Here is a 26,323-nt window from a genome sequence, read left to right as displayed (position 1 = left end):
CAGATGCAGATCGCCCATCAATCCATAGGCCCGGCGCAGGCGCCCTATGTGATCGCCGAACTCTCGGCCAACCACAACGGCAACCTGGAACGCGCGCTGGCCATCATGACAGCCGCCAAGGCGGCCGGGGCCAGTGCGGTCAAACTGCAGACCTACCGACCCGACACCATCACCCTCAGAAGCGATCGGCCCGAGTTTCAGATCCACGGCGGCCTGTGGGATGGTCACAGCCTGTATGACCTCTATGAGTGGGCGCACACGCCGTGGGAATGGCATCAGGCCTTGTTTGCCAAGGGGCGCGAGCTGGGGCTGACGGTGTTCAGCAGTCCGTTCGATTTCAGCGCCGTGGATCTGCTGGAATCCCTCGACTGCCCGGCCTACAAGATTGCCTCCTTCGAGCTGGTGGACCTGCCCCTGATCCGCTACGCCGCCCAGACCGGCAAGCCGCTCATCATGTCCACCGGTATGGCCAACGAGGCCGAGATCGCCGCCGCAGTCGAGATGGCGCTCAAACATGGCAGCGGCCAGCTGGCGCTGCTGCACTGCGTCAGCGGCTATCCGGCGCCCGCAGCCGAATACAACCTGCGCACCATCCCCATGCTGCGCCAGCGCTTTGGCGTCGAGGTCGGGCTCTCCGATCACACTCTGGGTTCGGCCACCGCCATCGCCGCCACAGCGCTCGGGGCGACCCTCATCGAGAAACACTTCACCCTGGCCCGCGCCGACGGCGGTCCGGATTGCGCCTTCTCCATGGAGCCTGCCGAACTCACCGAGCTCATTGCCTCGGTCAACACCGCCCATGCGGCGCTCGGAGTGGCCGACTACCAGCTCACTCAGAGCGAGCAAGGCAACCGCGCCTTTCGCCGCTCCCTCTATCTGGTCAAAGATATTACGGCCGGAGAGGTGCTCACCGCCGCCCACATCAAGTCGGTGCGTCCTGCCCTCGGCCTGCCTCCCGCCGATTACGATCGACTCATCGGCAAGCGGGTCAGTCGCGACATGGCAGCCAATCAGCCGCTGAGCTGGGAGTGGATAGACAAAGATGAGTGATGAACTGTTCGCCCAGCACGGCAGGCTTATCCGCCAGCGCTGGCCCGCCCTCTGGCCCCGCCTGCTGGCGCAGGACGTGGAGAGCATCCAGGCCGAGCTGACCAAAGGGCTGGGCTCGACCCTCAGCATCGACGGCATCCAGCTCACCAGTCGTCATGACAGGGTGAAAGAGGCCGAGCTACAGGCGGCCAGCCTGCCCGAGGTGGCCGTGCTGCACCTCTACGGCACAGGGCTCGGCGATCTGCCGCGCACCCTGCTGGGCCGCACCGGCCTCAAGCGGCTGGAAGTGAAGATCATGAATGGCGCCCTGTTTGCCCTGGTGCTGCGGCTGCTGGATCAGCAGGACTGGCTGACTGACTCCAGGGTCGAACTGATGATGGCGGGGGACGAGAGCGAGATCCGTCTGCCCTTCTTCGCCCTGCCGCCCGAGTTGCTGCTGGTGGAAGACGCCGCCGCCCGCATCCGGGACCGGCTGGTGAGCGAGATAGAGCTGCCGTTTGCCAGCGCCAGGTTCGATGCCGAGCATCCGGCGGTGACCCGGCGACTGGCCGAAAACCGCGAGCTGCTGACAAGCGATGGCGACGTGACCAGCCTGTTCGGGCTGGCACGAGGCAAACATGCCCTGATCGTCGCCAGCGGCCCGACCCTGCAAACCAATCTGGCCACCTTGCAGGCCCAGTTGCAGACACGGCGTCAGGACTATCTGCTGATCAGCGTCGATACTGCGCTGGCCTTTTTGCTGCGCCACGGCATCCGGCCAGACATAGTGGTCACCATAGATGATGCCATCCACGGCAGCCGGTTGCCCGCCGACCAATCGGCCCAGACCACCCTGGTCTACTACCCCACTGTGCCGACGGCAGCCCTGCTGGCCTGGCAGGGGCCGCGCAAGGCAGCCTATTCCCGCAGTCCCATGTACCAGACACTGAGGCAGGAGATCCCCAAGGGAAGCCTGCACTCGGGCGGCAGCGTGATCCACCCCGCCGTCGACCTTGCCGTGCAGATGGGCTGCCAGCAGGTCATTCTGCTGGGAACGGATTTTGCCTTCCCCGGCGAGCTAACCCACTCCGGATGGGCGGATGGTGCACTCGGCCCCACTGCCAGCCAGGCACTCAGCTGGACCCTCGACGGGCACGGTCGCCGGGTCAAGACCAACCCGAACTTCTCCGCCTATCGCACCGAACTTGAGCGATACATAGCGCGCCATCCCGAGGTGCATTTCTGGAACAGCAGCCGGGAAGGGGCCGAGATAGCGGGCTGCAGCTACCACCCGGAGTACCTGTCATGAGTGATAGTCTGACAACCCGCATCAGGGCGCTGGCACACCAGTTCAGACTGGGGCAGTCGCTTGTCGCGAGCCAGACCCTGCCCGGTTTGCTGCAGGAGGCCCTCACCGCACGGGGTAGCCTGCCCCCCGAGCTGATAGCCGCCCTGCTCCGCAGCCAGGAGCGGCAAGACTGGCTGGGGCTGGCCGATTACCTCGAATATGAGCTGGTGCATACCCTGACAGCCCCTTCCGCCCCCACCACAGCAGGAGATGTTTCATGATCAAGGCTATTTCCAATGCCTCCGACGAGGAGCTGTCTCGTCGCCAGACGTTCAGCGAGCTATTGCGCGCCAGCCCGCTGCCCCCGGCCGAGCTGCAGAACAATCTGGGCCTCTACCTCAAGCGCCAGTCGCTCTCCCGCATTCTGTTCATGCATGAGCTCTACCAGAAGATCATTCCGGTACACGGCGTCATCATGGATTTCGGTACCCGCTGGGGTCAGAACCTGGCGCTCTTCTCCTCGTTTCGCGGCATGTATGAACCCTACAACTACAATCGCAAGCTGGTGGGATTCGACACCTTCAGCGGCTTTCCCTCCCACGCACCGCAGGATGGATCGGATGCGGCCATCCAGCCGGGCGCATATGGCGTCACCCCCGACTATGAACAGCACCTGGCGCAACTGCTTGCCGCCCATGAAGCAGAAAGTCCGCTGGGCCATATCGTCAAGCACGAGCTGGTAAAGGGGGATGTGACCGAGACGCTGCCCGCCTATCTGGCCCGTCAGCCGGAAACCATGATAGCGCTGGCCTATTTTGACTTTGATCTCTACGAACCGACCCGCCGCTGCCTCGAGCTCATCAAGCCGCACCTCACCAGGGGTTCGGTACTGGCCTTCGATGAGCTGAACTGGCCCGCCTTTCCGGGGGAGACCCTGGCCCTCAAGGAGGTGCTGGGGCTGGATCGTTACGCCATCCGCCGCACCCCGCACAACCCGGGGCCGGCCTATCTGGTGATCGAGTAATCCGGCCGCTGGCTGAGGCGACGCAGCAGCCCTGCTTCCAGCAGCATGCTGGCCAGTGGCGCCACCCGCCAGAAAGGCACCTTGATGGTCTCGGCGATCTCGAACAGGGTCAGCTGGCCATCGCTGTAGGCCAGCAGATTCATCATCTCCCTCACCTGCCAACCGGAATAGCGAGTAGACAGATCCGGATAGAGACCCCGTTTGCCCAGCTGGGGCTCTCCCAGCACTGTCACCTCGCAACGCTCATCCAGTTCCAGACACTCGATGGCCCGGCGCAGCGCCAGGAAGCCGCCCGCTAGACCGGCAGAGGTCACCAGCGAGAGATCATCGAGCGAAGTGTGGTATTCGGCATAGCAGCCATATTTGCTGCGCATCAGGGTAGTGACCGGCAGATCGATGCCGGGGGCGCAAAGCTGGCGCTCGTTGGAACCTCGCTCCAGGAAGCTGTAAGCCTTGTAACCAGGCGCCAGGTGGCCCAGCACATGACGGCCGATGCGATCGGCCAGACTATTGCCCTGGCGTGAGGGCAGGAAGGAATAACTGCGCTCATCTCCCAGGCAGGTCAGGTTGAAGCCGGCCAGGGTGTGCTGCTTGAGGTGGTCCAGATGGCGGGAGAGGTAGACGATGGCCCCCAGGGTTTCGGGCACCAGCATCAACCGATAGCTGTAACGGCGCTTTGGCAGGGAGGCGAGCCAGGCCATCAAGAAGACACCGACACAGGGGCCTGACAGCTCGTTGTTGGCCATGGAGGGGTGACAGGTGTAGCTGGACAGCAGTATCTCCTGCTCGCTCTCTCCCGGCAGCACCCACTCGCCATAAGTGAGCGAGCCCGGCGCCAGGCTGGCGTCGATCACCACCTCATAATCCCCCTCCGGCAGCGCCTCACGCACCTTGTGCGGCAGGCAGAAGCCCCAGCGACGCTTGTAATAGGAGGTGACATAGGGGATGGCATCCGGCATGTCGGGCAAGGAGTGCAGATGAGGCTGCAGTTCGGCCAGGGAGAGGGTGCAGCGCACCGGCTCAGAATAACCCACCAGATGCAGATTGTGATCCTTGAAATCCACCACCTTGCGACCGTCCGGCCCTACTATGTAGGCCTGCCGTACGTTCCACTCATCGGGCACTGTCCAGTCGAAACATTCGGTGCCACTGGCCACCTCCCTGATCTGCAGATCAGGCAGGCAGTGCTGGCGGATCAGGGCCAGAGTCTGGCGCACGCCATCACCGGTCAGGCTGCGGTTGAGGGGGAACAGCAGGGTCAGCAGGCGATGCAGCTGCTCGCCCAGCTGAGCCTGATCATCCCAGTCCACAGGGAGGTAGCCAGTATTGTGCGGAGAGGTCATGCGGGCTCCTCGATCAATTCGACTATATGGCCAAGGGGGCTCAGGAAAAACTGGACGTGGGCACCGCCAAAGGCGATGGCCGGCTGGCTGGGACCAAGGGGAAGGTGACGCAGATCCCGCAGTCTGGCGGTACTCTCAGCGAGGCAGGGCACCCGATAGGCAAGATGATTGATGACGTTGCGCCGGGTCTTGAGCACCTGGGTCACAGGACTATCCTCTGTCGCCGGCGCCACCAGCTCATAGCAAAGTCCGTCCTCATCGTGCACGAACTGCACCCATACCTTCTGCAACGGATCTTCCACCGCCACCGAGAAGCGAGTCAGCCCCAGCACCTCCCGGCAATAGGCCTCACCGCTGGCGAGATCCGGCACCACCAGACCTATATGGTCAAACTGCATGGGATTCCCCTCCTGCACGGATCAGGGCATATGGCGCCATCGCCACCAGTTCACTGGCGGCCAGGATGAAATCGCGACAGGACACGGCCCAGACGGGTACCCGCTGGCACAGGGTCTGATGCCAGGCGCCCCTCTCCTGCAACAGGGCCACCAGCCGGGAGAGGTCGATTTCGCTGGCCAGCGCCAGATCCCGCACATAGTAGTCGGCCTGCCAGTCGCGCAAGGCGCCGGCGACACACACCTGCCCCTCGAATAATTTGTGGTAGCGATAGGGCACGGCCAGCCGTTGTTCCACATAGTGGGTAAAGGTGATCCGGTCCGGGTGACAGCCCAATCCCAGCAACCAGCCATCCTGCTCCGCCAGCCAGCCAAACGGGCTCTCCTGACCGAAGCAGTCGTGACACTCCCGGGCCGCCAGCTCGGCCCCGTGGGGGCCACTGATGGCAAAGCTGAAGATGGGATCCAGCGTTCGGGTGACGCCGTCACGCTGCCTGAACACCTCCGTCATCAGCCCCACCTTGCTCGGGGTGGCTGCCGGATCGAAGCACTCGCCCGTCATTGGGCTGTAGGTGAAGGTTGGCACCAGCAGATCCCCCGCCAGCCACTGTTCCAGGCAGGTCCAAAAGGCGGCTATCCCCTGGGCATTGCCCATACCGGGAAACTGGGCCACGACCATGGCATCCGAGTGCACCATGAGGGCGCCCCCCTTGGGGATCCCCAGCTCGCTCAGCGCCTGTTCGATGGCCTGTTTCACTCGGCAACCCCTTTGCGTAGCAGAGCCTGTCTGATATCGGCCAGGCTCTTCAGCTCGGCCAGCTCCTGCGGTTCGAACCGTACGGCAAAGTGCTGCTCGATGAGCAGCAGCAGATTGAAGTGTCCCAGAGAGTCCCACTCGGGAAAGCTGCCGAGACCGAGGGCGGCCTGCTCGTTGATGCTGGCCTGGGGAAATTGCTGGCGAACCAGCGCGATGAGGTCATTCATTGGCATAAAACTCCAGAAACGGGAGAGAAAGAGAGGGGAGATCCAGGCAGAGGAACATCTCGTCCGCCAGCGGCGTCAATCCCGCTGGAGTGGTTATCGGCCGGGTCGGCAGGGTCGCCAGAAAATCCCGCGCCGGCTGGTTGCGATCCGTGGGCACCAGACTTATCACCAGTTGGTCAACGCCTTTTGCCATCAGCCGGGCAGCCACTTGCACCAGCAGCCAGTGTTCGAAGCCTCGCCCCAGCACCCGACAGCTGATGGCCAGGGTATCGAGCAGCACGGCCCCCTCATTGAGGGGGCGTAGCACCAACAGGGCCGTCATGCCGTGATCGGCAAACTTGTCCCGCAGCGAGGCCAGCCAGACCTCGCCCTGCGTACTGGCAAGCTGTGCCAGTTCACCAGCCTGATAACGCCGGGCGGAGAGATTGAACTGGTTGGTCTTCTGGCTCAGCTGCTCGGCCCGCAGCTGGTTGCTTTGGGAGAGCGGCTGCCAGCTCGCCCGCAGCCCCAACTGTTGCAAGAAGGCCTGTTCGTCGCCCAGTTGCTGGCGCACTGCATTCGCCTCTGCCTGTGCCTGATAGGAGCCTTGGCGCAAGCCGTCATCCCGGCTCTGGTGGCGGCTTTGCAGCTCGGCGAGCGTCATCAGCGCATCGGACCAACCCCAGATCTCGGCGGGGGGCATGATGACGGTGACCTCGGGACAATTGGCACGCACCTCGGCACGCTCCAGCTCGCTGTCATCCCAGAACACCAGACTGTCCAGCCCCACATTGAGCCGCGCGGCCAGGCGCCGCAAGCTGGCGGACTTGGGCTCCCAGCCGATCTCGGCCGCGGCTATGTGCTGGCGCTCAAGCACCATGCCCTGGTGCTGATCGAACAGCCGCCACACATCGTCGGCCAGATTCTTGGAGCAGAGCGCCAATATGACGCCCTGCCCATGCCAGTAAATGGCCGCCTGCTGGAAGGCTTGATAGAGGCGCCCCACCCCATCCTGCCCCAGCAGGACGCCACCCACGCCATCTTCGCCGACTACGCCACCCCAGAGGGTATTGTCGCAATCGAGCACCAGCACCTTGTGAGCTGGCCTGTGCAGCCGCTGCAGCAAGGGGGCAATCCACTGCGCCAGACTGGCCAACCCGGCCATGGAGAAGGGGCAGGACATCAGATAGTGATTGCGGCTGTCGAAACAGTGGTGGCGACCCTGCTGTTGCAACCAGAGCGGCAGATGCAGGTCATCCAGGCCGGGATGCTGCTGCCGCAAATGGACAAGCTGACGCTCACATTCATGGGCCAGACAGGCAAGCGCTGAGGGCGCAGCCCCAAATACGGAGACAGGGGAACGACTGCAGACCCCGACCAGCAGGCGATCCTGCGGTCGACGCTGCAAACGCTGTTGCAGGGGCTGACAGAGTGATGCGACGAACGCAGCAACAGCCAGCTGTTGCGCCTCTTGTGCCAAACCGCTCCACGCTACCAGCGTCTGTGCCGGCACCAGATCTTCCCACAGCCAGATGATGATGTGAGTCTGGGAAGCGGCCTCTTCGACTGGAGTCATCAGGGTTTGCAGCCACAGCCCATGGGGCGCGACCTGCACCTCGCCATGGACAGCCAGCGACCGCCAGGCCAGATTGCCCGGCATCAAGAATGAACTGCCACTGAGATAAATCGTCGTCATGACTTCCCCTGCTCCGCTATCGGCGCCATCCAGATTGCAATGGCATGGCTGGATCGTCTTTTATCTTCCAGAAAAATAAAAGCATTTTCAGCCACTTGGTCAGTAATTGATACTGACGTAGGGCACTTCTTCCACCTGCCACAACTGCTTGAGGTAGACGGTCAGCACGAAGAAGAAGTTGGCCAGCAGGTTGGCGAAGCGATAGAGGATGGGATCGAAGCGGACACCGCTCTCTTCGAGGCGTACCAGCAGGCGAACCACCTTCTTGCTGCCGCAGCGGCACAGGTGGAGGGTGGAGATGGGATGCGGGCCGCGAGGCAAGACAAAACCCGTGACCCGACCGCGGCTCGCCTCGTTGTAGTGGTCATACCGCGTTTTCAACCACGCCAGATCCTCTTCAAAAATACCAAGCTTGCCCCGTACCGAACCGTTGAGGTTGTAGATGAGTCGCTGCAGGGCCCCCAAGTCGGCCACCATCTCGCGGGTCTCCTCTTCCGTAGGCAGATGGGAAAGCACGGCCCCTACCTGACAGCAAAGCTCGTCGGTTGCTATCTCGTAATCACACTGGAACTGGGTTTCGAAGATGAAGGGGTAGCAGAGCTCGCGCTTGTCTCTTGGCTTCTTGGGATTCGGGTTCATGGGCTGACCGGATTGGGAAAAGAGCCAGTTTGCCAGCCCCCGGAGGAGCTGGCAAACGGCAGCTTATGGCTTGAACCGGGCGATGGCGGCTCAGACGCTCTTGCTGGCGGGCTCGGTCGCAGGCTGGAACTGGCCTATCATTCGCAGCGCCTCCAGCATCCGCTGGTTGAAGCTGGTAAAGCTGTTGACCTGAGCCGGTTCGTTCTGGCCACGGGCCGCCAGCACCGCAGGTGTCAGTGCCTGCTGTTGCGATTCCGGCAGCAGGGTATCCGCCTGTTGCTGTACCTGATTCAGCTTGGGCAGGTAATCCGCCAGCGGCTTGAGGAGATCCTGCAGGGAGCTGGCTCCCTGGTAGGTCTGGCTCAGCTTGACGCTCTGCTTGAGCTTGAGGGAGTAGGAGGCCAGCTGGCTGTCATCCAGCTTCAGCTCGCCCGCCTTCTTCAACAGGTCCTCGAAATTGCCGGAGAAGAAGTTTCCCGCCAGATCGTCGATTCCCTTGATCAGCTTGCCGATGGAATCCATCTCGTCGCTGCTGAGATCCCCCTCCAGCGAGAAGCTGAAGCTCTGGCTCGACTTGAGGCTGAACTGACTGCCACTCTCGCTGTTCTCGGATTTGACCTGCCAGTTGTCGTTGAAGCGCAGTACCACCTTGTCCCCATCCTTGGTCTGGATCTCCAGGTATCCCTGCTGACGGCTGGCCATCTCGACCGCTCCCATCTCGGTGGTGGATACCTTGCCAAAGAACTCTTTCTCGAACTCCTCAAGCCCGTCCTGGATCAGCTTGTAGCTCTGATCGATGCCGGTCTTGATGTCTTCGTTCTCGGTGGCCCAGTCACCCAGCTGCTCCCTGGCGGCACCAAATCCCATGTCCACGCCCTTGCGGGCCTGTTCCATCATTTCGGTCAGGTCATCATCGGACTTGCCGTCCGCACGGGCGGCGCCAAGCCGTCCTGTGATGAACTGCAACACATTGTCTGCCACCGACTGGAAGTCGAACAGGGTCTCGGGGGTGACCACCTCCGGCTCTTTTGCCTTGGGCGCCTGATAGCGCTGACCGTTGATCTCCAGCGCAAACTGCAACGCCTGCTGTACCAGTACCTGCGCCCACTTGGGCGGTTGGTGCAAGGAGACTTCTTCCCCGCTGCTGGCCTGCTTCTCTTGTGCCTGTTGGGGTGCCTTGGGCGAAACGCCCACTCCCTTGGGTTGGGCTGAGCCCACGCCGTCGATTTGCATAATGTGTCCTCCCACCATGCCTGTAGATCAGGTATCGGCCTGACTGAACACTTCTTGACCACAAAATACTGGACAATCTGCGGCTGGCTTTTAAAATCGGGCCCCTTTGGGTGGCCTGCTGCCTTCCCCCCGATTTCGACCCGGCCCTGCCGGTGTGCATGTGAGGTATATCATGACCCAAATCCAGCAAGCTGGCGCCGACTCTCAGGCCCTGCGGACCCCCGCCGACTATCAGGCCCAGCTCGACGAAAAGCGCGAGCGACTCACCCAGCTGTTTGCCGGCTTCAATCCTCCCGCGCTGGAGGTGCATGCCTCACCCGCCGAGCATTACCGGATGCGCGCAGAATTTCGCATCTGGCACGAAGGGGATGATCTCTTCCATTGCATGTATGCCCAGGCCACCAAGGAGATCATCCGGGTCGATCACTTCCCCACCGCCAGCCTTCTGATCAACCAGCTGATGCCGGTGCTGCTGGCAGGGCTGCGCCCGCACTTCGTGCTACGTCGCAAGCTGTTCCAGATCGATTACCTCTCGACCCAATCCGGCCAGATCATCGTGAGCCTGCTCTACCATCGCAAACTCGAAGCCGAATGGCAGCAGGCCGCCGAGACGCTGCAAGCCGATCTGCGGGCTCAGGGGTTCGACCTGCGGCTGATTGGCCGCGCCCACAAGCAGAAGATATGTCTGGCCGATGACTTCGTCATCGAGCAACTCAACGTGGCCGGCCGCCAGCTCACCTACAAGCAGGTGGAGAACAGCTTCACCCAGCCCAACGCGGCCATCAATGAGCAGATGTTGGGCTGGGCGCTGGATCTGACCAGGGGGAGCGAAGGCGACTTGCTGGAGCTCTACTGCGGCAACGGCAACTTCTCCATTGCGCTGGCCCAGAACTTCCGCAAGGTGCTGGCCACCGAGATCGCCAAGCCGAGCGTCGACTCCGCCCAGTTCAACATCGCCGCCAACGGCGTCGACAACCTGATCATACTGCGCATGTCGGCCGAAGAGTTCACCATGGCGATGCGCGGCGAGCGGGAGTTCAACCGCCTCAAGGGAGTCGATCTCAAGAGTTACCAGTGCAACACCATCTTCGTCGATCCGCCCCGCGCCGGTCTCGACGATGCCACTGTCAAACTGGTGCAGGAGTACGACAACATCCTCTACATCTCCTGCAACCCGGAGACACTGCAGGCCAACATGGCGGTGCTGGGCGAGACCCACGAAGTCGCCCGCTTCGCCCTGTTTGACCAGTTCCCCTGGACCCATCACATGGAAGCCGGGGTCTACCTGAAGCGCAAGGCAGGCTGATTCGGCGGGTCTCCACGACCAGCGTGACAACAGGGCCCAACCAAGGGCCCTGTTTGATTAGTTATCCCGATGCATGCCACGCGGGGAGCCGGTATGCTGGCAGGCGCGCATCCGCGCCACTGCCAGGGTGTCACGCCACAATGCAACGCATTCTTTTTGTTGAAGATGATCCCGAAATAGGCCAGCTAATCAGCAGCTGGCTTGCCCGCCACGACATCGACGTGCTGCTGGAACCCAGAGGCGACATGGCACTTGCCAGAATCGAAGCCGAGCAACCAGACCTGGTGCTGCTCGACATCATGCTGCCTGGGCAGGATGGTCTCTCCCTGTGCCGGGATCTGCGGCCACGCTTCAAGGGCCCCATCGTCATGCTCACCTCCCTCGACAGCGACATGAACCAGATCCTGAGTCTGGAGCTGGGAGCCAACGACTACATCCTCAAGACAACGCCGCCCCCTGTGCTGCTGGCCCGGCTGCGGGTCCAGTTCCGCCAGCAGGGACAGGCAACGCAAGCAGCCGTGGCCAATACGCCGCCCCAGCGCCTGCAGTTCGGCCGCTTGCGGATCGATGGGCCGGGTCGGGACGTTCGGCTCGATGGCGACAGCATCCCCCTCTCCACCGCCGACTTCGACCTCTTGTGGGAGCTGGCCTGCCATGCGGGCCAGATCCTGGGACGGGAGGCGCTGTTTCGCAGCCTGCGTGGTCGCGACTACGACGGCCAGGACCGCAGCATGGATGTGGCCATCTCCCGCCTGCGCCGCAAGCTGGGGGATGACAGCAACAACCCGACCCGCATCAAGACGGTGCGCCAGAAGGGTTATCTGCTGGTGCCCCACGCCTGGGAATAAGCAGCCACCGAATGATGTTGATGCTCCCTTCTCCCCTTGCGGAGGATGAGGGGCAACAACGCAATCCAGGAAAGATGAGGGATCCAATGCGCCATCTGTTTATCCAGTTCTACCTGCTGCTGATCGGCTGTTTCACCCTGGCCATACTGCTGGTCGGCCTTGTCTATCAGGTCAGCGCCGAGCGGGCGGGCGACCGCTATCTGGAGCGAATGATGCAAGGCTCCCTCGGCCTGCTCACCGGCGAACTGGCGCGATTGCCGCCAGAGCGCTGGCCCGTGCGCATGGCGGAGCAGAGTCGCCAGCTCACCCTGCCGCTGCAGATCGGTGCCCTCGCCAACCAGCCGCTGGCCAAGGAGGATCAGGCCTTTCTCGAGGCGGGCAACATAGTCATCGTCGAAGGGGATGACACCTTCCTGCAGCGCATCCCGGGCACCGATCAAGTGCTGATCGTCGGCCCAGTGCCCTATCTCTCCTATCTGCACGAGCTGCACTGGGTCGATGTGGGGCTGCTGCTGGCCATAGGTCTCTCCCTCGGTCTGCCGATCCTGCTCTGGCTGCGCCCGCACTGGCGTGGTCTGCAACGGCTCGAACAAACCGCCCGCCGGGTTGGTGACGGGGATCTCTCCAGCCGCACCGGCCTGCCGCCCGGCAGCAGCCTGGGCCGGGTGGGACGCACCTTCGATCAGATGACGGAACAGCTGCAAGCCATGCTGGCCAGTCGCAAACAGCTGACCGATGCCATCGCCCACGAGCTGCGCACCCCCCTGGTGCGATTGCGCTACCGGCTCGCCATGCTGGACCCGCAACCATCGGCAGCGGAACAACAGGGGCTGGAGCGCGACCTGGGGGCACTGGACGCCCTCATCGAGGAGATGCTCACCTACGCCAGGCTGGATCGTCCCGAGCTGCCGTTGCAATGCAGCGAGCTGGAGCTGGCCAGCTGGGCCGGCAGCCGCCTACCGGACTGGCAGGCGCTGCGGCCAGAAAAACGACTCGACTTGGTGTGTCCCACCCATCCCCTGCCCTGGCACGGCGATCCCCGCCTGCTGGATCGGGCGCTGGAGAACCTCATCGGCAACGCCCTGCGCCACGCCACCAGCCGGGTGACCCTCGCCATGAGCCAGCAGCAGGATCACTATCTGCTGGAGGTGGCCGACGACGGCCCCGGCATAGATCCGGCGCTGGCGCCCCAGATCTTCGAGCCCTTCATGCGCCTGGATCAGAGCCGGGATCGCCGTACCGGTGGCGCCGGTCTCGGCCTCGCCATAGTGCGCAGCATAGCCCGCCACCACTGTGGTGAGGTGCAGTTGCTGCCCAGTGCAGTCGGCGCCCGCTTCTGCCTCAGGCTGCCTGTACATTTGGATACAAACCGTCACCAGCCACTCACTGAACCGCCAGCGGAACAGCCCTAGGATGAAGTCATGGAGAAAGGCTCCATGTCATCAACCCGAATGAGGAACTGGAATATGAACAAGCTGATCCCCCTGAGCCTGGCCGCTGTCTTCGCCCTGACCTCCGGCTTCACCATGGCAGCCACCCCCACCAAGGCAGCCGCCCCTCAGGCGACCCAGACCAAGGTGGTGAAAAAGCATCACAAGGCCACTCATGCCAAGGCACCGGCCGTCAAGGTCGCTCCCAAGACCAAATAACGACGCATCAAGCTTCCCGTAACAAAAAGGGGCCCCATGATGGGGCCCCTTCTGTCGTGATCGGCATGGCGCCGCAGACTTATTCCAGCATGTAGTCTGCCGGCAGAGCGACGCGCGCCACGCCGGAGGTTACCGCCGCCAGTGCCACGGCACGGGCCACCCGTGGCAGCAGACGGGCATCCATCGGCTTGGGAATGACGTAATCCTTGCCGAAGGCCAGTGCGCTCACCCCTGCAGCGGTCAGCACCTCGGCCGGTACGGGCTCCTTCACCAGACCGCGGATCGCCTCGACCGCGGCTATCTTCATGGCATCGTTGATGCGGCTGGCGCGGGCGTCCAGCGCGCCGCGGAAGATGAAGGGGAAGCAGAGCACATTGTTGATCTGGTTCGGATAATCGGAGCGGCCCGTACCCATGATGAGGTCATCACGCACCGAGTGGGCCAGGGACGGCTTGATCTCGGGATCCGGGTTGGAGCAGGCAAAGATGACCGGATTGGGGGCCATCAGGGCCACCGCTTCGGCGGGCAGCACATCCGGACCGGACACACCGACAAACACATCCGCCCCTTCAATCACATCCATCAGGGTGCGCAGCGGCGTATCGTTGGCAAAACGCTGCTTGTAGCGGTTCAGGTCGGTACGATCCGTGTGGATCACTCCCTGGCGGTCGAGCATGAAGATGTTGTGTGGCGCGGCGCCGCACTTGATCAGCAGATCCATGCAGGCAGTGGCCGCAGCCCCCGCCCCCATGCAGACGATGCGACTCTGTTCGATGCGCTTGCCCTGCACTTCCAGCGCATTGAGCAGACCGGCGGCGGTGACGATGGCGGTACCGTGCTGGTCATCATGGAACACGGGAATATCGCAGCGCGCGATCAGCGCCTCTTCGATCTCGAAGCACTCCGGCGCCTTGATGTCTTCCAGATTGATGCCACCGAAGGTGTCGGCGATGGCTGCCACAGTGTCGATGAACTGCTGGCTGGTCTCGTGCTTCACCTCTATGTCGATGGCATCTATGCCGGCAAAGCGCTGAAACAAAAGGGCCTTGCCCTCCATCACCGGCTTGGAAGCCAGCGGGCCCAGGTTGCCCAGCCCCAGTATGGCGGTACCGTTGGAGATGACGGCCACCAGGTTGCCCTTGCCGGTGTAGCGATAGGCATCATCGGGATTGGCGGCGATCTCGCGCACCGGCTCGGCCACACCCGGGCTGTAGGCCAGCGCCAGATCGTGGGCTGTCTCGGCGGGCTTGGTGAGGGCGATGGCAATTTTACCCGGCATGGGCTGAGCGTGGTAATCGAGTGCTTGTTGACGAAGATCGGACATGGGGGACCCCGATACGGAAGTGAATGATGTGGTGCATTGGCTCGCGACAGGCGAGGGCTGGGGATCATAAAGAAAACCGCCGGCCTTTCACAGAGGAAAGTATCGCCGGCGGCCAATGACAATTCAGTAATTAGCATGTCATGCTAACCATGAATACCCATTTAGTTATAGATATGGTTTCACCCCATCACAGGGATACCTGCTTTGGCTTCTGCCTGTCTGGCAATGGCCTCCGTCATCCCCTGAAAGATGAAAAGATGAAACGGCAGCATGGCAAGCCAGTAGGCCAGCCCCCAGGCCCCCTGGGGATGCCAGTGGGCGGTGACCCTGAACCGGGTCAGACCGGACTCTTCCGGCAGAATATTGAACGCCAGTCGCCCCACTCCGGGCGCCTTCATGTTGAACAGCAGATCCAGCCTGCGCCCTTCGTCTACCCCCAGGATCTGCCAGGAGTCCAGCATGTCCCCCTTCACGAAGCGATCCGGATTGGTGCGACCACGGGTACGGGCCGGGCCGCCGATCAGGTGATCCATCCACTCGCGCACCACCCACAGTTCGTTCATGTAGAAGTAGCGTTGCTCACCCCCCAACTGCTGCAACACCTGCCACACCACCTCTGGCGAGGCGAGACAGATGGCCTCCCCGCTGGCGGTGCGGTCATAGAAGCCGTACTCGGGATGGCGCCAGCGCAAGCCCAGCGGCGTCTCCTCCCCCTGCTGCTCGGCCCCGAGCTTCTGCTCCAACGCCAGACTCTCCGCCAGCGCCTCGTCAAAACTGAGCAGTGTCTGGGGCAGCAAGGCACGCAGCGGGCCATCATCGGCAGGGATATCGTGCTTGAGGCCACCCACCAGCGCCTTGGCCACCGGCTGCGGCACAGACGTGACGAATTGCAGCCACCAGGCGGAAAGCTTGGGGCTCAGGAAGGGGATGGGAATAATGGGGCAGCGCTTGCCGATATGGGCGGCAAACTTCTGCAACTGCTGCTGGTAGCTGAGCAGCTCGGGGCCAACGGCATTGAGCACCTGACCATCGACTCCCTCAACTTCCACCAGCCCCCCCAGATAGTGCAACAGATTGGAGAGGGCGATGGGAGGCGTGCGAGAGCGCACCCACTTGGGGGTCACCATCATGGGCAGGTTGAACACCAGATCCCGCATCACCTCGAAGGCAGCCGAGCCCGGCCCTATGATGATGCCGGAGCGCAGCTCCACCGTCGGCACACCCGAGTCACGAAACAGTTCACCACAATAGCGGCGGGAGTTGAGATGGCGACTGTTGCACTGCTCGGGCTGAATGGCACCCAGATAGATGATGCGGCGCACCCCGGCGGCGCGGGCGGCAGCGGCAAAGTTCTTCACTCCCTGCTGCTCCAGCCGGTGAAAATCGGCGCCAGCCCCCATGGCGTGGACCAGATAGAAGACGGTGTCTATGTTCGCCAGCGCAGGCAGCAGTGTGATGGGCTTGAGGCTGTCGGCAAAGCGAAACTCCACGCCCTGCGGCAGGCGGCAGGGGCGACGAGCGCCAGCGATCACCCGATAACCCAGCCCTTGCAGGTGAGGGACCAGATAGGAACCGATATAACCCGCGGCCCCCATCACCAGACAATTTCGCATTGGCACTCCTCCCGTATTGTTCATGCTCACCATGAAGGTGCTGTCATCGACAGACATGCATCTCCCTTGATTGAGCCAACACCATAGGGCAAACCGGTTCAATACAAAACGTCGACCAATGAAAAAGGCGCCCGATGGGCGCCTTTTTCAGAATTCTTCAGAAGTAAGATTACTTCTTGGCAGTCAAGCCACCGAAACGCTTGTTGAACTTGTCTACACGGCCGCCGCTAGAAACTTCTTTCTGCTTGCCGGTATAGAACGGGTGGCATGCGGAGCACACGTCCAGGTTCAGATCTTTACCCATGGTAGAGAAAGTGTTGATGACGTTACCGCAAGAGCACTTGGCGGTGATGGCTACGTACTCGGGATGGATACCAGCTTTCATGGACAACCTCAATTATCAGGCCGTGTCGCTATCCGATCTTCTGTCGGACACCACACGATTGTTGAACACAGTTTCAAAGGCTGCGAATAATATAGGAAATGCCTGAGATCAGGCAAGTGGCTTCGCAGAAAAAATAGGCAATCCCTGGTGAATTCTTCCCAAATGCTGGATCTGGTTCGTGTCGCTGTCCCGGTACCGTTACGCCGTCACTTCGACTATCTCTCTCCCTTGCCCCTGCCTGAGCCCGGCTGTCGGGTCGAGATCCCCTTTGGCCCCCAGACGCTGGTCGGGCTGGTGGTCGACCATCCGGCGGAGAGCCAGGTGCCTCGAGCCAAGTTGAAACCCTTGAAAAGGGTGCTCGACAGCACGCCAGTGCTGGGGCCGGACATACTGGCGCTGATGAACTGGAGCGCAAACTACTACCAGCATCCGCTGGGAGAGGTGTTGCCCCACGCTCTGCCGGTACTGGTACGCAAGGGGGAGCCAGCCGCCTATCGGGAGCTGGAGTTCTGGTTTGCCACGCAAGCCGGGATGGATATGGACCTCAATGAGCTAAAGCGGGCCGCCAAGCAGCAACAGGCCCTCGCGCTGCTGCGCAAGGGGCCGCAAACCCCGTCCGCCCTCAAGCAGGAGGAGATCCAGAGCGCGGCGCTCACGGCGCTGGAGAAGAAGGGCCTGCTGGAGAAACGCAGCCTGGAGCCGAGTCATGATGGTGACTGGGCGACGCACTTTGACGCGGGAGAAGGGCTGCGCCTCAACGGCGAGCAGGCGCTGGCGGTATCCGCCGTCACCAGCCAGAGCGACCAGTTCGGCGCCTTCCTGCTCGATGGCATCACAGGGTCAGGCAAGACAGAGGTTTACCTCAGCATTCTCGAACCCCTGCTCAAGGCGGGCAAGCAGGCGCTGGTGATGGTGCCGGAGATCGGCCTGACCCCCCAGACCATCAACCGCTTCCGCCGCCGCTTCAAGGTGCCTGTGGTGGCGATGAACTCCGCCATGAATGACAGGGAGCGGCTGGATGCCTGGCTCGCCTGCCGCGATGGCGGCGCCGCCATCCTGATCGGCACTCGCTCCGCCGTCTTCACCCCGTTCAAGAACCTCGGCATCATCATCATCGACGAGGAACACGACGGCTCCTTCAAGCAGCAGGACGGCTTTCGCTACCACGCTCGGGATCTCGCCGTGATGCGGGCCCATCGAGCCGGCATTCCCATCCTGCTCGGCTCGGCCACCCCGTCGCTGGAGACGCTGCACAACGCCAGAACCGGCAAGTATCACCACCTCAGCCTGACGCGGCGCGCCGGCAACGCCCAGACTGCCCGTCAGGTGATCCTGGACATCAAGAGCGTTCGGCTGCAGGCCGGGCTCTCCCCCCAGCTGGAGCAGCTGATGGCGGAGCACCTAGCGGCGGGCAATCAGGTGATGCTGTTTCTCAACCGGCGCGGTTATGCCCCGTCGCTGATCTGCCACCAGTGTGGCTGGAGCGCCGCCTGCGAGCGCTGTGACGCCTGGTACACCTGGCATCAGGCAGGGCGTCGCCTGCACTGCCATCACTGCGACAGCGTGCGCCCCCTGCCCCACAGCTGCCCCGAGTGCGGCAGCAACGAACTGATCGGCTCGGGAGTCGGCACCGAGCAGCTGGAACAGCTGCTCACCACGGTTTTCCCCCAATACCCGGTGGTGCGCATCGACAGAGACAACACCCGCCGTAAAGGGGAGCTGGAGACCCATCTCGGCGACATCAAGGCGGGCAAGTACAAGATCCTGATCGGCACCCAGATGCTGGCCAAGGGCCACCACTTCCCGGATGTGACGTTAGTGGGTCTGCTGGATGTGGATGGCGCCCTGTTTTCCGCCGATTTTCGCGCCGCCGAGAAACTGGCCCAGCTCTACACCCAGGTGGCGGGGCGCGCCGGTCGCGCCAGCAAGCCTGGGCTGGTGGTATTGCAGAGCCACCACCCGGAACATGCCCTGTTGCAGGATCTGACCCAGAACGGTTACGGCCACTTCGCCGACACGGCGCTGAAAGAGCGCCACCTGCTGGGGTTGCCACCGTTCAGCTATCAGGGGCTGTTTCGGGCCGAGGCCAACGGCCGCGATGAGGTACAGCTGTTTCTCGCTCGCCTCGCAGATACGCTGCGCAGCGCCCGTTACCCCCACGTGCAGGTGCTGGGGCCCATTAGCGGCTTCATGGAACGCAAGGCGGGCAAGTTCCGGATGCAGTTGCTGGTGCAGGGGCCGAACCGGGCCCCGCTGGCACAACTGATGGATTGGGCGGTCAAGGAGCTGGACGGCTGGCCCGAGACCAAGAAGGTACGCTGGAGTCTGGATATTGACCCCACCGAGCTGAACTGAACCAGTTCGTATATTGCTCAAGTGGTGACTCGCGATCCCGCGATTCGCCAGCCTGGGTCCGGGTTCAGACCCGCAGATCGATCTGCTGCACCCAGCCCCCCTTGCCCTGCTCGGTGAGGTAGAAACCGGATTGGCGCAGGACCCCCTGATTGCCGCTCTCCCCCAGGTGGTTGAAGAGCGTATCGAGGGGGCGCAGCAGTATGGCACCTATCCCCAGCTCCACCAGGGCGATGGGGGCATGGTCCGGGTGCCAGAACTGCAGGGCAGAGAAGTGGCTGTCTCGTTCATCCAGTACGCCGTTGCCATCTTCATCCAGCGCCGCCAGCTCACCAAAACCGTTGCCTGAACGGGCACCGAACAGCTCGCCACCATCGTCTATGGCACCGTTGCCGTTGCGATCCAGCGCCACGAAACCGCTGCCTTCGCTCAAACCCGGCAGGCTGTCATCCTTGCCATCCTGATCGATATCGAAGTTGACCCTTGCCTCGGTCAGATCGGCTATCTTGCCATCCAGACTGAGCACCAGCGGGTCTTTCAGGGCATTGAGGGTGGTACGGCGCTGACTCACTTCAAGCTGACGCCAGTCGAGGACAAAGCCGAGATCGAGCTGCAGGGTCTGGCCGTCACTGGTCTGCACGCTGGCCGATGCCACTACATTGAGCTGCTCCTGTTCCAGCAGAGTGTCGGTCACCTCCACCGCCTGATCCGGCTCCGCTGCCTGAGGGGCTGCCTCTCCCTGGGCCACGCCCTCTATCTCCCCTTCAGATGACTTGATGGGTTTGGGCAGCTCTATCTCGTGGCCGAGCATGGCCTCTATCATCAGCTTGATCAGTCGCAGCCGGTTATCCAGGCCGTCATTCGGATTGGTCTCCTCGGCTTCCGGCTTGACCAGAGAGGGCACCCCCTCAGTCACCATGGCACCTTGCTGAGCCGCCCCCCCTTGCGTCGAGATCGTTCTGGCTGAGCGCATCAGCTCCGCCACCACGCGTTCCACAACCGGAACCGCAGCAGGGGTGGCCTCACCGGCTGTCGTATTCCCGGGCACAACCGGGGCGACAGGCCCGAGGTTGCGTACCTTGCGAGTCTGTAGCTGTTGATACTGGTGTTGCACCTCCCCCTGGAGGTCGTAGTGATCGATGCGCATCTGATCGCCCTCGGCGCTATACATCTGGTCAGTTATCGACCAGCTGCAACCGGGGGCTTAACACCGATTGGCTATATCAGGTCACGGTTGCGTCATCGTCGGCACATAACAAGGCCAGGGCCAGCGACCTGGCCTGCACCAGTGCCAGCGGCTGCTGATAGCTGTGGGCCATCACAACGGCGCCCTCCAGCAAGAGACAAAGTCCGGTGGCTTGCGGGATGCTGCACCCGAGCTGCATCCTGACCCAGTTCAACAGCGCCTGTTTGTGCGCCACCACCAGCTTGCGCACCGGATGACGCGGATCGGCAAATTCGGCGCTGGCATTGATGAAGTTGCAACCGTAGAAATCACTGCGACCAAACCACTCCCCGAATCCGTCGAGCAGAGCCTGCAATCGACTCTCCTTCCCCTCCAGACCTGCCAGCTTCCCCTCGAGCAGGGCGAAGAACTCCTGCTCGCGGGAGAGCAGTACAGCCTCGATCAAGGCATCCTTGGTCGGAAAATGGCGGTAGAGGGTTCGCTTGGTACTACCCGCCTCCGCCCAGATGCGATCTATGCCGGTTGCGTGAAAACCATGGCGATTGAACAGGCGATAGGCGGTTGCCATCAGCTGCTGGCGCTTTTCACTCACGATTTATCCCTTGAAGTACACCGATCTGTCTACCTAATGTGCCTAATCACGTCAGACAAACCAAGAGAGAAACGTGATGAAAAAATGGTATGGCCCGTTCTGGGCAGGGCTGGGGGCCGCCTTGGCGATCGGGATACTGGGCTGGTTGAACGTCAGTTGGCACACGGCCCTGATCATGGCGCCTTTCGGGGCAAGCTGTGTGCTGCTGTTTTCACTGCCGGCAAGCCCGCTGGCTCGTCCGTCCAAGGTGCTCGGAGGCCATCTGCTGACCGCCAGCGTCGGACTGCTGGTGCAGTGGCTCCCCTTGCCGCTGGAGTTGCAGCTGGCATTGGGAGTGGGTCTGGCCATCGCCTTGATGCAGGGCCTGGATCTCATCCATCCCCCCGCTGGCGCCAACCCCTTGCTGGTGTTGATGACGGGACAGGAGTGGCCCTTCCTGTGGCAGACAGTGCTGCCGGGCGCCTTGCTGCTGATCCTGCTGGGCCAAGGTTTTCAACGGCTGAAGCTGTGGCCGCTCAGAACCACATAAAGCAAGGAGGGAGGCAGCGCCTCCCTCCTTGTTATCTCGCTATCCCGTCCATGCCGTTACTGGACTGGCTGGGAGACCCCTTCCAGGTGGATCTCGACCCGGCGATCCGGGGCCAGACAGGCGATGAGTGCGGGCCTGGAGCCAGTGGTGCAGTTGTTGCCGGTCACGGGGGAAGATTTGCCACGCCCCTCCACCCGCACCTTGTCGGCAAACAGTCCCTTGGCGATCAGATAGTCGGCCACTGTGCGGGCACGTTGTTCCGACAATGCCTGATTGTAAGCATCGGAGCCGATACGGTCGGTATGCCCCACCACAGTCGCGGCACCGTCCTTGGGATTGGCGGCCACTATCTGGCTGAACAGGGTATCGAGCGCCTGACTGGCAGCAGGCTTGAGGGTGGCCTTGTTGAACTCGAACAGCACATCCGAACTCAGGCTGAACGTCTTGGGGGCCACCACAACGGCAGGCGCGGGTTCCACGGCGGGGGCCGGAGCCGGGGCCACCACCTCGTTCCCGTGCTGGCCGAAGCGATAGAGCATGCCCACCGAGAGCAGGCCGTTATCCATCTCTATGCCGGAACGATCGAGGGAGGCATCTCCCAGCGGAGTTGTGTACTGATATTCGAGACGGGCGGCCCAGTCACGGTCGATAGCGTATTCGGCGCCCAGGGCCCCGACAAAAACTGCACCATGCTTGTCGCCGGTTTCCTTGATGAAATCGGTCGCCGTCCGGGCTGACAGCTCGCTGTCTGTCCAGGCGTAGCCACCACCAATCCGGCCATAGAGATCCAGCGCATCATTGACCGGAAACCCTATTTTCATGGTGGCCTGGATCATCTGGCTCTTGGCTTCTCCCTCCACCCTGACCCCGCTCAGCTCACCAGATGAGGTGTATTTGCCGAGCCAGTCATAGCCGAACTCGAAACCCAGGTTGGGGTTGAGCTGATAACCGGCAAACGCACCCAGTCCGAGAGCATCCTTGCTGGTGCCGGTATTTTGCAGCGCCCCCAGGGTATCCGAAACCACTTGCTTCTGGTCGACGTCGAAGTACTTGGACCAACCGGCCTTGCCCCCGGCATACCAGGTATTGTCCTGGGCGGCAGCCTGCACGGCCCCCGTCGCAAGCAGGCCGCTGACCAGAGCGGCAAGTATCGATTTATTCATGGTGAAAGCCTCTGCAATAAGTCGTGGTGGGCGCGCAATGCGCTCTCTTCCCTGATGGGGCCAAGCTGGCCCCGCCACTCAGGTTATCCCATCTCTTGTCAGCCTCAAATGACCAGGGACTCAAGAGTGTGAAGCTGGCGACATTCCAGACGGGAAAACGACCCTGTGAATGAGGATTGTCATAGTGCGTTGAAAGTGCTGCATAAACTCGGATCTTCCGGTAGCCAATATGTCGCTGTCGCCACCATAGACCCAAGAAACAGGCCCAAAAAGAAGAGGGAGGCATAACGCCTCCCTCCTGCTTTTCGCTCTGTATCAGCTGGCCAGAAACAGCCGGTAGGCGGGGTCGTCACTGACCTCCTTCCAGCCGTAGCCAATCTCGCGCAGGTAGTCGTGGAAGGCGGCCACGTCCTCATCCGGCAGCTCGAAGGCGCAGAGCACGCGACCGTAGTCGGCGCCGTGGTTGCGGTAGTGGAACAGGCTGATGTTCCAGCGACAGCCCAGGGTCTCCAGAAAGCGCATCAGAGCGCCCGGTTGCTCCGGAAACTTGAAGCTGTAGAGACGTTCACCGAGGGGCCGGGCCGGGCGGCCGCCAATCATGTAGCGCACGTGGTTCTTGGCCAGCTCGCTCTCTGTCATGTTGACCACCGGATAGCCGTTGCCGCCGAGTTGGTCGATGATCTGGCCGAGCTCCTCGTCGCCGCCGGTCAGGCGCACCGAGACAAACAGCGAGGCCTGGGCCGCATCCGAGTAGCGGTAGTTGAACTCGGTCACCATGCGCGGACCAAGCTGGCGACAAAAGTCGAGGAAAGCCCCCTTGCGCTCGGGGATGGTCACCGCCAGCATGCCCTCGCGCTTCTCGCCGATCTCGCAGCGCTCCGACACGTAGCGCAGGCTGTGGAAGTTGACGTTGGCACCCGACAGAATGGCCGCCATCCGTCCGCCCTTGACCTGTTCCCGCTCGCTGTAGGCCTTGAGCCCCGCCAGCGACAGGGCGCCGGAAGGTTCGGCAATGGCACGACAGTCATCGAAGATGTCTTTCAGCGCGGCGCAGATCTGGTCGTTGGAGACTGTCACCACCTCGTCCAGATATTGATTGCAGAGGCGAAACGTCTCTGTGCCGATGCGCTTGACCGCCACACCGTCGGCAAACAGGGAGACCCGCTCCAGATTGACAGGCTCGCCGGCCTCCATGGCTGCCTTGAGGCAGGCGGACCCCTCCGCTTCCACCCCGATCACCTTGACGTCCGGCAGCAGCTGCTTGATATAAACCGCCACCCCGGCGGCCAGGCCACCGCCACCCACAGGCACGAAGACGTGGGTGAGGTGGGTATCCTGCTCCAGCAACTCCTTGCCGATAGTGCCCTGGCCCGCGATCACCTCGACGTCGTCAAACGGCGGTATCAGGGTGTAGCCCTCCAGTTCTGAGAGGCGGCGGCTTTCGGCATAGGCCTCATCGAAGCTGTTGCCAAACAGCATGACATTGCCGCCCTGGCGGCGTACCGCATCGATCTTGATGTCCGGCGTGGTCTTGGGCATCACTATGATGGCCTTGATGCCGAGCTTGGCCGCCGACAGGGCGACCCCCTGGGCGTGGTTGCCGGCAGAGGCGGCGATGACGCCGTGATCCTTCTGCTCCTGGGTCAGGGTGGCGATCTTGTGGTAGGCACCGCGCAGCTTGAAGGAGTGCACGGGTTGCAAGTCTTCACGCTTGAGCGCCACATGGTTGCCAAGCCGTTCGGACAATTTTTTAAGGGTCTGCAAGGGAGTCACCCGCGCCGCCTCATAGACGGGGGAGAGCAACACCTTGCGTAGATAATCAGCCGCAGAGACCATGAGTTATTCCTCCGTCTCGCATTGATGGGCACATACTGCGCCCGGCTCATCACGGAGCAAACGATAAAGGCTCATCATCACTCCTCCAGCTTGCTGCGGTCACGCACAGCGCCCTTGTCGGCGCTGGTGGCGAGCATGGCATAGGCGCGCAGGGCAAAGGAGACCTGACGCTGACGGTCCAGCGGCTTCCAGCCACGGGCTTCCACGGCAACGCGGCGGGCGGCCAGCACGCTGTCGGCCACCTCCAGCACCATGCTGCGGGCCGGGATGTTGATGTTGATGATGTCCCCATCTTCCACCAAACCGATAGTGCCGCCAGAGGCCGCCTCGGGCGAGACGTGACCGATGGAGAGACCCGAAGTACCGCCGGAGAAGCGGCCATCGGTGATCAGGGCGCACTGCTTGCCCAATCCCATGGACTTGAGATAGGTGGTGGGATAGAGCATCTCCTGCATGCCGGGGCCCCCTTTTGGCCCTTCGTAGCGGATCACTACCACTTCACCGGCCTTGACTGTGCCATCCAGAATGCCGGCAACCGCCGTGTCCTGGCTCTCGAATACCCGGGCCGGGCCACGGAAGCAGAGGTTCTCGTCATCCACACCGGCCGTTTTTACAATGGCGCCATCAAGAGCCAGGTTGCCGGAGAGCACGGCCAAGCCCCCCTCCAGGCTGTAGGCATGCTCCAGCGAGCGGATGCACCCCTCTGCTCTGTCCACATCCAGCTCGGGCCAGCGGCAATCCTGGCTGAACGCCTTGGTGGTGCGGATACCGGCAGGGCCAGCGCGGTAGAAGTCCACCACCTCCTGGCTCGGCTGGCGGCTGACGTCGTATTCGTTGAGCAGCTCGGCCAGGGAGCCGCCCAGTACGGTACGGGTGTCACCGTGCACCAGACCCGCCTTCTCCAGCTGACCCAAAATGGCGACCACGCCACCGGCACGGTGCACATCTTCCATATGGTACTTCTGGGTAGAGGGGGCCACCTTGCACAGCTGGGGCACCTTGCGAGACATGCGGTCGATATCGGCCATGGTGAAGTCCACCCCGGCTTCCTGCGCCGCCGCCAGCAGGTGCAGCACTGTATTGGTGGAACCGCCCATGGCGATATCCAGCGCCATGGCATTCTCGAACGCCGCCTTGGTAGCGATGTTGCGTGGCAGGGCGCTCTCGTCATCCTGCTGGTAATAACGCTTGGCCAGGGTGACGATGCGCTGGCCTGCCAGCTTGAACAGCTGCTCGCGATCGGCATGGGTCGCCAGCATGGAGCCGTTGCCCGGTTGGGAAAGCCCCAGCGCCTCGGTCAGGCAGTTCATGGAGTTGGCAGTAAACATGCCGGAACAGGAGCCGCAGGTAGGGCAGGCGCTGCGCTCCACCTGTTCGCTCTGGGCATCGGAGACCTTGGGGTCGGCGCCCTGGATCATGGCATCCACCAGATCCAGTTTGATGATCTGATCGGACAGCTTGGTCTTGCCCGCTTCCATGGGGCCGCCGGAGACGAAGATCACGGGTATGTTGATGCGCAGGGCGGCCATCAGCATCCCCGGTGTGATCTTGTCACAGTTGGAGATGCAGACCATGGCATCGGCGCAGTGGGCGTTGACCATGTACTCCACCGAGTCGGCGATAAGCTCGCGAGACGGCAGCGAATAGAGCATGCCGCCGTGGCCCATGGCGATGCCGTCATCCACGGCTATGGTATTGAACTCTTTGGCCACGCCGCCGGCGGCTTCGATCTCGCGGGCCACCAGCTGGCCCAGATCCTTGAGGTGGACGTGACCCGGTACGAACTGGGTGAAGGAGTTGACCACGGCTATGATGGGCTTGCCGAAATCCTCGTCTGTCATGCCAGTGGCGCGCCAGAGGGCGCGGGCCCCGGCCATGTTACGTCCGTGGGTGGTGGTGGCGGATCTCAACTTCGGCATTGTCTCTACTC

At 62.4% G+C, this 26,323-nt stretch carries 25 protein-coding genes; 10 read left to right on the top strand and 15 right to left on the bottom strand.

All coding sequences use genetic code 11. The features are described from left to right. The first annotated feature begins 3 nt into the window (after positions 1-3). Genes pseI through GWQ31_RS08445 form a run of 4 tightly spaced genes read left to right on the top strand, consistent with a single transcriptional unit; the run spans position 4 to position 3,341 of the window. On the top strand, positions 4-1,050 hold the full coding sequence (gene pseI, locus GWQ31_RS08460) for a pseudaminic acid synthase (RefSeq protein WP_275909117.1): 1,047 nt from the start codon (positions 4-6) through the stop codon (positions 1,048-1,050). After that, positions 1,043-2,338, top strand: a complete 1,296-nt coding sequence (locus GWQ31_RS08455; protein WP_275909116.1) for a 6-hydroxymethylpterin diphosphokinase MptE-like protein — start codon at positions 1,043-1,045, stop codon at positions 2,336-2,338. Before pseI ends, GWQ31_RS08455 begins: the two co-directional genes overlap by 8 nt. After that, positions 2,335-2,598 (top strand): hypothetical protein, encoded by a 264-nt coding sequence (locus GWQ31_RS08450; protein ID WP_275909115.1) that lies wholly within the window; start codon positions 2,335-2,337, stop codon positions 2,596-2,598. Before GWQ31_RS08455 ends, GWQ31_RS08450 begins: the two co-directional genes overlap by 4 nt. Then, positions 2,595-3,341 carry a crotonobetainyl-CoA--carnitine CoA-transferase gene (locus tag GWQ31_RS08445; protein WP_043554223.1) on the top strand — a complete coding sequence of 249 codons (747 nt, stop codon included), beginning with the start codon at positions 2,595-2,597 and terminating at the stop codon, positions 3,339-3,341. Before GWQ31_RS08450 ends, GWQ31_RS08445 begins: the two co-directional genes overlap by 4 nt. Here the strand turns inward: GWQ31_RS08445 and GWQ31_RS08440 are convergent. The 7 genes from GWQ31_RS08440 to GWQ31_RS08410 all read right to left on the bottom strand — a co-directional run bounded on the left by GWQ31_RS08440 (position 3,323) and on the right by GWQ31_RS08410 (position 9,610). Then, positions 3,323-4,684, bottom strand: coding sequence for a DUF4910 domain-containing protein (locus GWQ31_RS08440; protein ID WP_275909114.1), 1,362 nt, complete (start codon positions 4,682-4,684; stop codon positions 3,323-3,325). The two genes, GWQ31_RS08445 and GWQ31_RS08440, sit on opposite strands and share 19 nt — an antisense overlap. After that, positions 4,681-5,082, bottom strand: coding sequence for a VOC family protein (locus tag GWQ31_RS08435; RefSeq protein WP_275909113.1), 402 nt, complete (start codon positions 5,080-5,082; stop codon positions 4,681-4,683). Before GWQ31_RS08435 ends, GWQ31_RS08440 begins: the two co-directional genes overlap by 4 nt. Continuing rightward, complete coding sequence (locus GWQ31_RS08430; protein ID WP_275909112.1) at positions 5,072-5,836, bottom strand: AAC(3) family N-acetyltransferase; 765 nt, start codon at positions 5,834-5,836, stop codon at positions 5,072-5,074. The genes GWQ31_RS08435 and GWQ31_RS08430 overlap by 11 nt, the downstream gene beginning before the upstream one ends. Then, positions 5,833-6,063 carry an acyl carrier protein gene (locus GWQ31_RS08425; protein WP_043142890.1) on the bottom strand — a complete coding sequence of 77 codons (231 nt, stop codon included), beginning with the start codon at positions 6,061-6,063 and terminating at the stop codon, positions 5,833-5,835. The genes GWQ31_RS08430 and GWQ31_RS08425 overlap by 4 nt, the downstream gene beginning before the upstream one ends. Then, positions 6,056-7,738 carry an HAD-IIIC family phosphatase gene (locus GWQ31_RS08420; protein WP_275909111.1) on the bottom strand — a complete coding sequence of 561 codons (1,683 nt, stop codon included), beginning with the start codon at positions 7,736-7,738 and terminating at the stop codon, positions 6,056-6,058. The genes GWQ31_RS08425 and GWQ31_RS08420 overlap by 8 nt, the downstream gene beginning before the upstream one ends. Positions 7,739-7,837: 99 nt before the next feature. Next, positions 7,838-8,377 (bottom strand): ATP--cob(I)alamin adenosyltransferase, encoded by a 540-nt coding sequence (locus GWQ31_RS08415; protein WP_275909110.1) that lies wholly within the window; start codon positions 8,375-8,377, stop codon positions 7,838-7,840. A gap of 90 nt (positions 8,378-8,467) precedes the next feature. Beyond that, positions 8,468-9,610 (bottom strand): DUF5610 domain-containing protein, encoded by a 1,143-nt coding sequence (locus GWQ31_RS08410; protein ID WP_275909109.1) that lies wholly within the window; start codon positions 9,608-9,610, stop codon positions 8,468-8,470. A 172-nt stretch (positions 9,611-9,782) separates the two neighbouring features. Here GWQ31_RS08410 and trmA point away from each other — a divergent pair, with 172 nt between their 5' ends. The 4 genes from trmA (at position 9,783) to GWQ31_RS08390 (ending at position 13,413) form a co-directional block, all read left to right on the top strand. Then, positions 9,783-10,916 carry a tRNA (uridine(54)-C5)-methyltransferase TrmA gene (gene trmA, locus GWQ31_RS08405; RefSeq protein WP_275909108.1) on the top strand — a complete coding sequence of 378 codons (1,134 nt, stop codon included), beginning with the start codon at positions 9,783-9,785 and terminating at the stop codon, positions 10,914-10,916. A 140-nt stretch (positions 10,917-11,056) separates the two neighbouring features. Continuing rightward, positions 11,057-11,764, top strand: coding sequence for a two-component system response regulator RstA (gene rstA, locus GWQ31_RS08400; protein ID WP_275909107.1), 708 nt, complete (start codon positions 11,057-11,059; stop codon positions 11,762-11,764). 86 nt (positions 11,765-11,850) lie between these two features. Then, a complete protein-coding gene (gene rstB / locus GWQ31_RS08395) occupies positions 11,851-13,176 on the top strand; it encodes a two-component system sensor histidine kinase RstB (protein ID WP_275909106.1) in 1,326 nt (441 codons plus the stop codon). A 54-nt stretch (positions 13,177-13,230) separates the two neighbouring features. Next, a complete protein-coding gene (locus GWQ31_RS08390; RefSeq protein WP_021138483.1) occupies positions 13,231-13,413 on the top strand; it encodes a hypothetical protein in 183 nt (60 codons plus the stop codon). A gap of 79 nt (positions 13,414-13,492) precedes the next feature. On the opposite strand, the gene GWQ31_RS08385 is transcribed toward GWQ31_RS08390, so the two are convergent. The 3 genes from GWQ31_RS08385 to rpmE form a co-directional block, all read right to left on the bottom strand. Continuing rightward, positions 13,493-14,737 (bottom strand): malic enzyme-like NAD(P)-binding protein, encoded by a 1,245-nt coding sequence (locus tag GWQ31_RS08385; RefSeq protein ID WP_275909105.1) that lies wholly within the window; start codon positions 14,735-14,737, stop codon positions 13,493-13,495. Between the two features lie 179 nt (positions 14,738-14,916). Beyond that, positions 14,917-16,350 carry a DUF2867 domain-containing protein gene (locus tag GWQ31_RS08380; protein ID WP_275909178.1) on the bottom strand — a complete coding sequence of 478 codons (1,434 nt, stop codon included), beginning with the start codon at positions 16,348-16,350 and terminating at the stop codon, positions 14,917-14,919. A 169-nt stretch (positions 16,351-16,519) separates the two neighbouring features. After that, positions 16,520-16,735: a 50S ribosomal protein L31 gene (rpmE, locus tag GWQ31_RS08375; protein ID WP_005318234.1), complete on the bottom strand. Its 216-nt coding sequence runs from the start codon at positions 16,733-16,735 to the stop codon at positions 16,520-16,522. Between the two features lie 147 nt (positions 16,736-16,882). On the opposite strand from rpmE, the gene priA reads away from it, so the two are divergent. Further along, complete coding sequence (gene priA, locus GWQ31_RS08370; protein WP_234592641.1) at positions 16,883-19,090, top strand: primosomal protein N'; 2,208 nt, start codon at positions 16,883-16,885, stop codon at positions 19,088-19,090. Positions 19,091-19,154: 64 nt separating this feature from the next. Here priA and GWQ31_RS08365 read toward each other — a convergent pair whose 3' ends face one another. Then, positions 19,155-20,258: a hypothetical protein gene (locus GWQ31_RS08365; RefSeq protein WP_275909104.1), complete on the bottom strand. Its 1,104-nt coding sequence runs from the start codon at positions 20,256-20,258 to the stop codon at positions 19,155-19,157. 52 nt (positions 20,259-20,310) lie between these two features. Further along, on the bottom strand, positions 20,311-20,865 hold the full coding sequence (locus GWQ31_RS08360; protein WP_275909103.1) for a TetR/AcrR family transcriptional regulator: 555 nt from the start codon (positions 20,863-20,865) through the stop codon (positions 20,311-20,313). A gap of 133 nt (positions 20,866-20,998) precedes the next feature. On the opposite strand from GWQ31_RS08360, the gene GWQ31_RS08355 reads away from it, so the two are divergent. Then, complete coding sequence (locus GWQ31_RS08355) at positions 20,999-21,394, top strand: HPP family protein (protein WP_192895810.1); 396 nt, start codon at positions 20,999-21,001, stop codon at positions 21,392-21,394. A 56-nt stretch (positions 21,395-21,450) separates the two neighbouring features. On the opposite strand, the gene ompA is transcribed toward GWQ31_RS08355, so the two are convergent. The 3 genes from ompA to ilvD form a co-directional block, all read right to left on the bottom strand. Beyond that, on the bottom strand, positions 21,451-22,557 hold the full coding sequence (gene ompA / locus GWQ31_RS08350; RefSeq protein WP_058395154.1) for a porin OmpA: 1,107 nt from the start codon (positions 22,555-22,557) through the stop codon (positions 21,451-21,453). 315 nt (positions 22,558-22,872) lie between these two features. Then, complete coding sequence (ilvA, locus tag GWQ31_RS08345; RefSeq protein WP_005318222.1) at positions 22,873-24,393, bottom strand: threonine ammonia-lyase, biosynthetic; 1,521 nt, start codon at positions 24,391-24,393, stop codon at positions 22,873-22,875. Positions 24,394-24,470: 77 nt separating this feature from the next. Continuing rightward, on the bottom strand, positions 24,471-26,312 hold the full coding sequence (gene ilvD, locus GWQ31_RS08340) for a dihydroxy-acid dehydratase (protein ID WP_021138492.1): 1,842 nt from the start codon (positions 26,310-26,312) through the stop codon (positions 24,471-24,473). Positions 26,313-26,323 lie beyond the last annotated feature (11 nt).

This window comes from Aeromonas sp. 2MA4 (assembly GCF_029237305.1).
Lineage (GTDB): Bacteria > Pseudomonadota > Gammaproteobacteria > Enterobacterales > Aeromonadaceae > Aeromonas > Aeromonas salmonicida.
Note: the sequence above shows the minus strand (reverse complement) of the source record. Positions and strands in the feature narration are given on the sequence as shown.

Excerpts from the sequence above, each read along its gene's own strand:
- GWQ31_RS08450 (WP_275909115.1), top strand. The coding sequence starts at position 2,335 with ATGAGTGATAGTCTGACAACCCGCATCAGGGCGCTGGCACACCAGTTC.
- trmA (WP_275909108.1), top strand. The coding sequence starts at position 9,783 with ATGACCCAAATCCAGCAAGCTGGCGCCGACTCTCAGGCCCTGCGGACC.
- GWQ31_RS08365 (WP_275909104.1), bottom strand. The coding sequence starts at position 20,258 with ATGTATAGCGCCGAGGGCGATCAGATGCGCATCGATCACTACGACCTC.
- rpmE (WP_005318234.1), bottom strand. The coding sequence starts at position 16,735 with ATGAAAGCTGGTATCCATCCCGAGTACGTAGCCATCACCGCCAAGTGC.
- GWQ31_RS08445 (WP_043554223.1), top strand. The coding sequence starts at position 2,595 with ATGATCAAGGCTATTTCCAATGCCTCCGACGAGGAGCTGTCTCGTCGC.
- pseI (WP_275909117.1), top strand. The coding sequence starts at position 4 with ATGCAGATCGCCCATCAATCCATAGGCCCGGCGCAGGCGCCCTATGTG.
- rstA (WP_275909107.1), top strand. The coding sequence starts at position 11,057 with ATGCAACGCATTCTTTTTGTTGAAGATGATCCCGAAATAGGCCAGCTA.
- GWQ31_RS08455 (WP_275909116.1), top strand. The coding sequence starts at position 1,043 with ATGAGTGATGAACTGTTCGCCCAGCACGGCAGGCTTATCCGCCAGCGC.
- GWQ31_RS08380 (WP_275909178.1), bottom strand. The coding sequence starts at position 16,350 with ATGCGAAATTGTCTGGTGATGGGGGCCGCGGGTTATATCGGTTCCTAT.
- ilvA (WP_005318222.1), bottom strand. The coding sequence starts at position 24,393 with ATGGTCTCTGCGGCTGATTATCTACGCAAGGTGTTGCTCTCCCCCGTC.
- ompA (WP_058395154.1), bottom strand. The coding sequence starts at position 22,557 with ATGAATAAATCGATACTTGCCGCTCTGGTCAGCGGCCTGCTTGCGACG.
- rstB (WP_275909106.1), top strand. The coding sequence starts at position 11,851 with ATGCGCCATCTGTTTATCCAGTTCTACCTGCTGCTGATCGGCTGTTTC.
- GWQ31_RS08425 (WP_043142890.1), bottom strand. The coding sequence starts at position 6,063 with ATGAATGACCTCATCGCGCTGGTTCGCCAGCAATTTCCCCAGGCCAGC.
- GWQ31_RS08410 (WP_275909109.1), bottom strand. The coding sequence starts at position 9,610 with ATGCAAATCGACGGCGTGGGCTCAGCCCAACCCAAGGGAGTGGGCGTT.
- GWQ31_RS08440 (WP_275909114.1), bottom strand. The coding sequence starts at position 4,684 with ATGACCTCTCCGCACAATACTGGCTACCTCCCTGTGGACTGGGATGAT.
- ilvD (WP_021138492.1), bottom strand. The coding sequence starts at position 26,312 with ATGCCGAAGTTGAGATCCGCCACCACCACCCACGGACGTAACATGGCC.
- GWQ31_RS08420 (WP_275909111.1), bottom strand. The coding sequence starts at position 7,738 with ATGACGACGATTTATCTCAGTGGCAGTTCATTCTTGATGCCGGGCAAT.
- GWQ31_RS08435 (WP_275909113.1), bottom strand. The coding sequence starts at position 5,082 with ATGCAGTTTGACCATATAGGTCTGGTGGTGCCGGATCTCGCCAGCGGT.
- GWQ31_RS08390 (WP_021138483.1), top strand. The coding sequence starts at position 13,231 with ATGAACAAGCTGATCCCCCTGAGCCTGGCCGCTGTCTTCGCCCTGACC.
- GWQ31_RS08415 (WP_275909110.1), bottom strand. The coding sequence starts at position 8,377 with ATGAACCCGAATCCCAAGAAGCCAAGAGACAAGCGCGAGCTCTGCTAC.
- GWQ31_RS08385 (WP_275909105.1), bottom strand. The coding sequence starts at position 14,737 with ATGTCCGATCTTCGTCAACAAGCACTCGATTACCACGCTCAGCCCATG.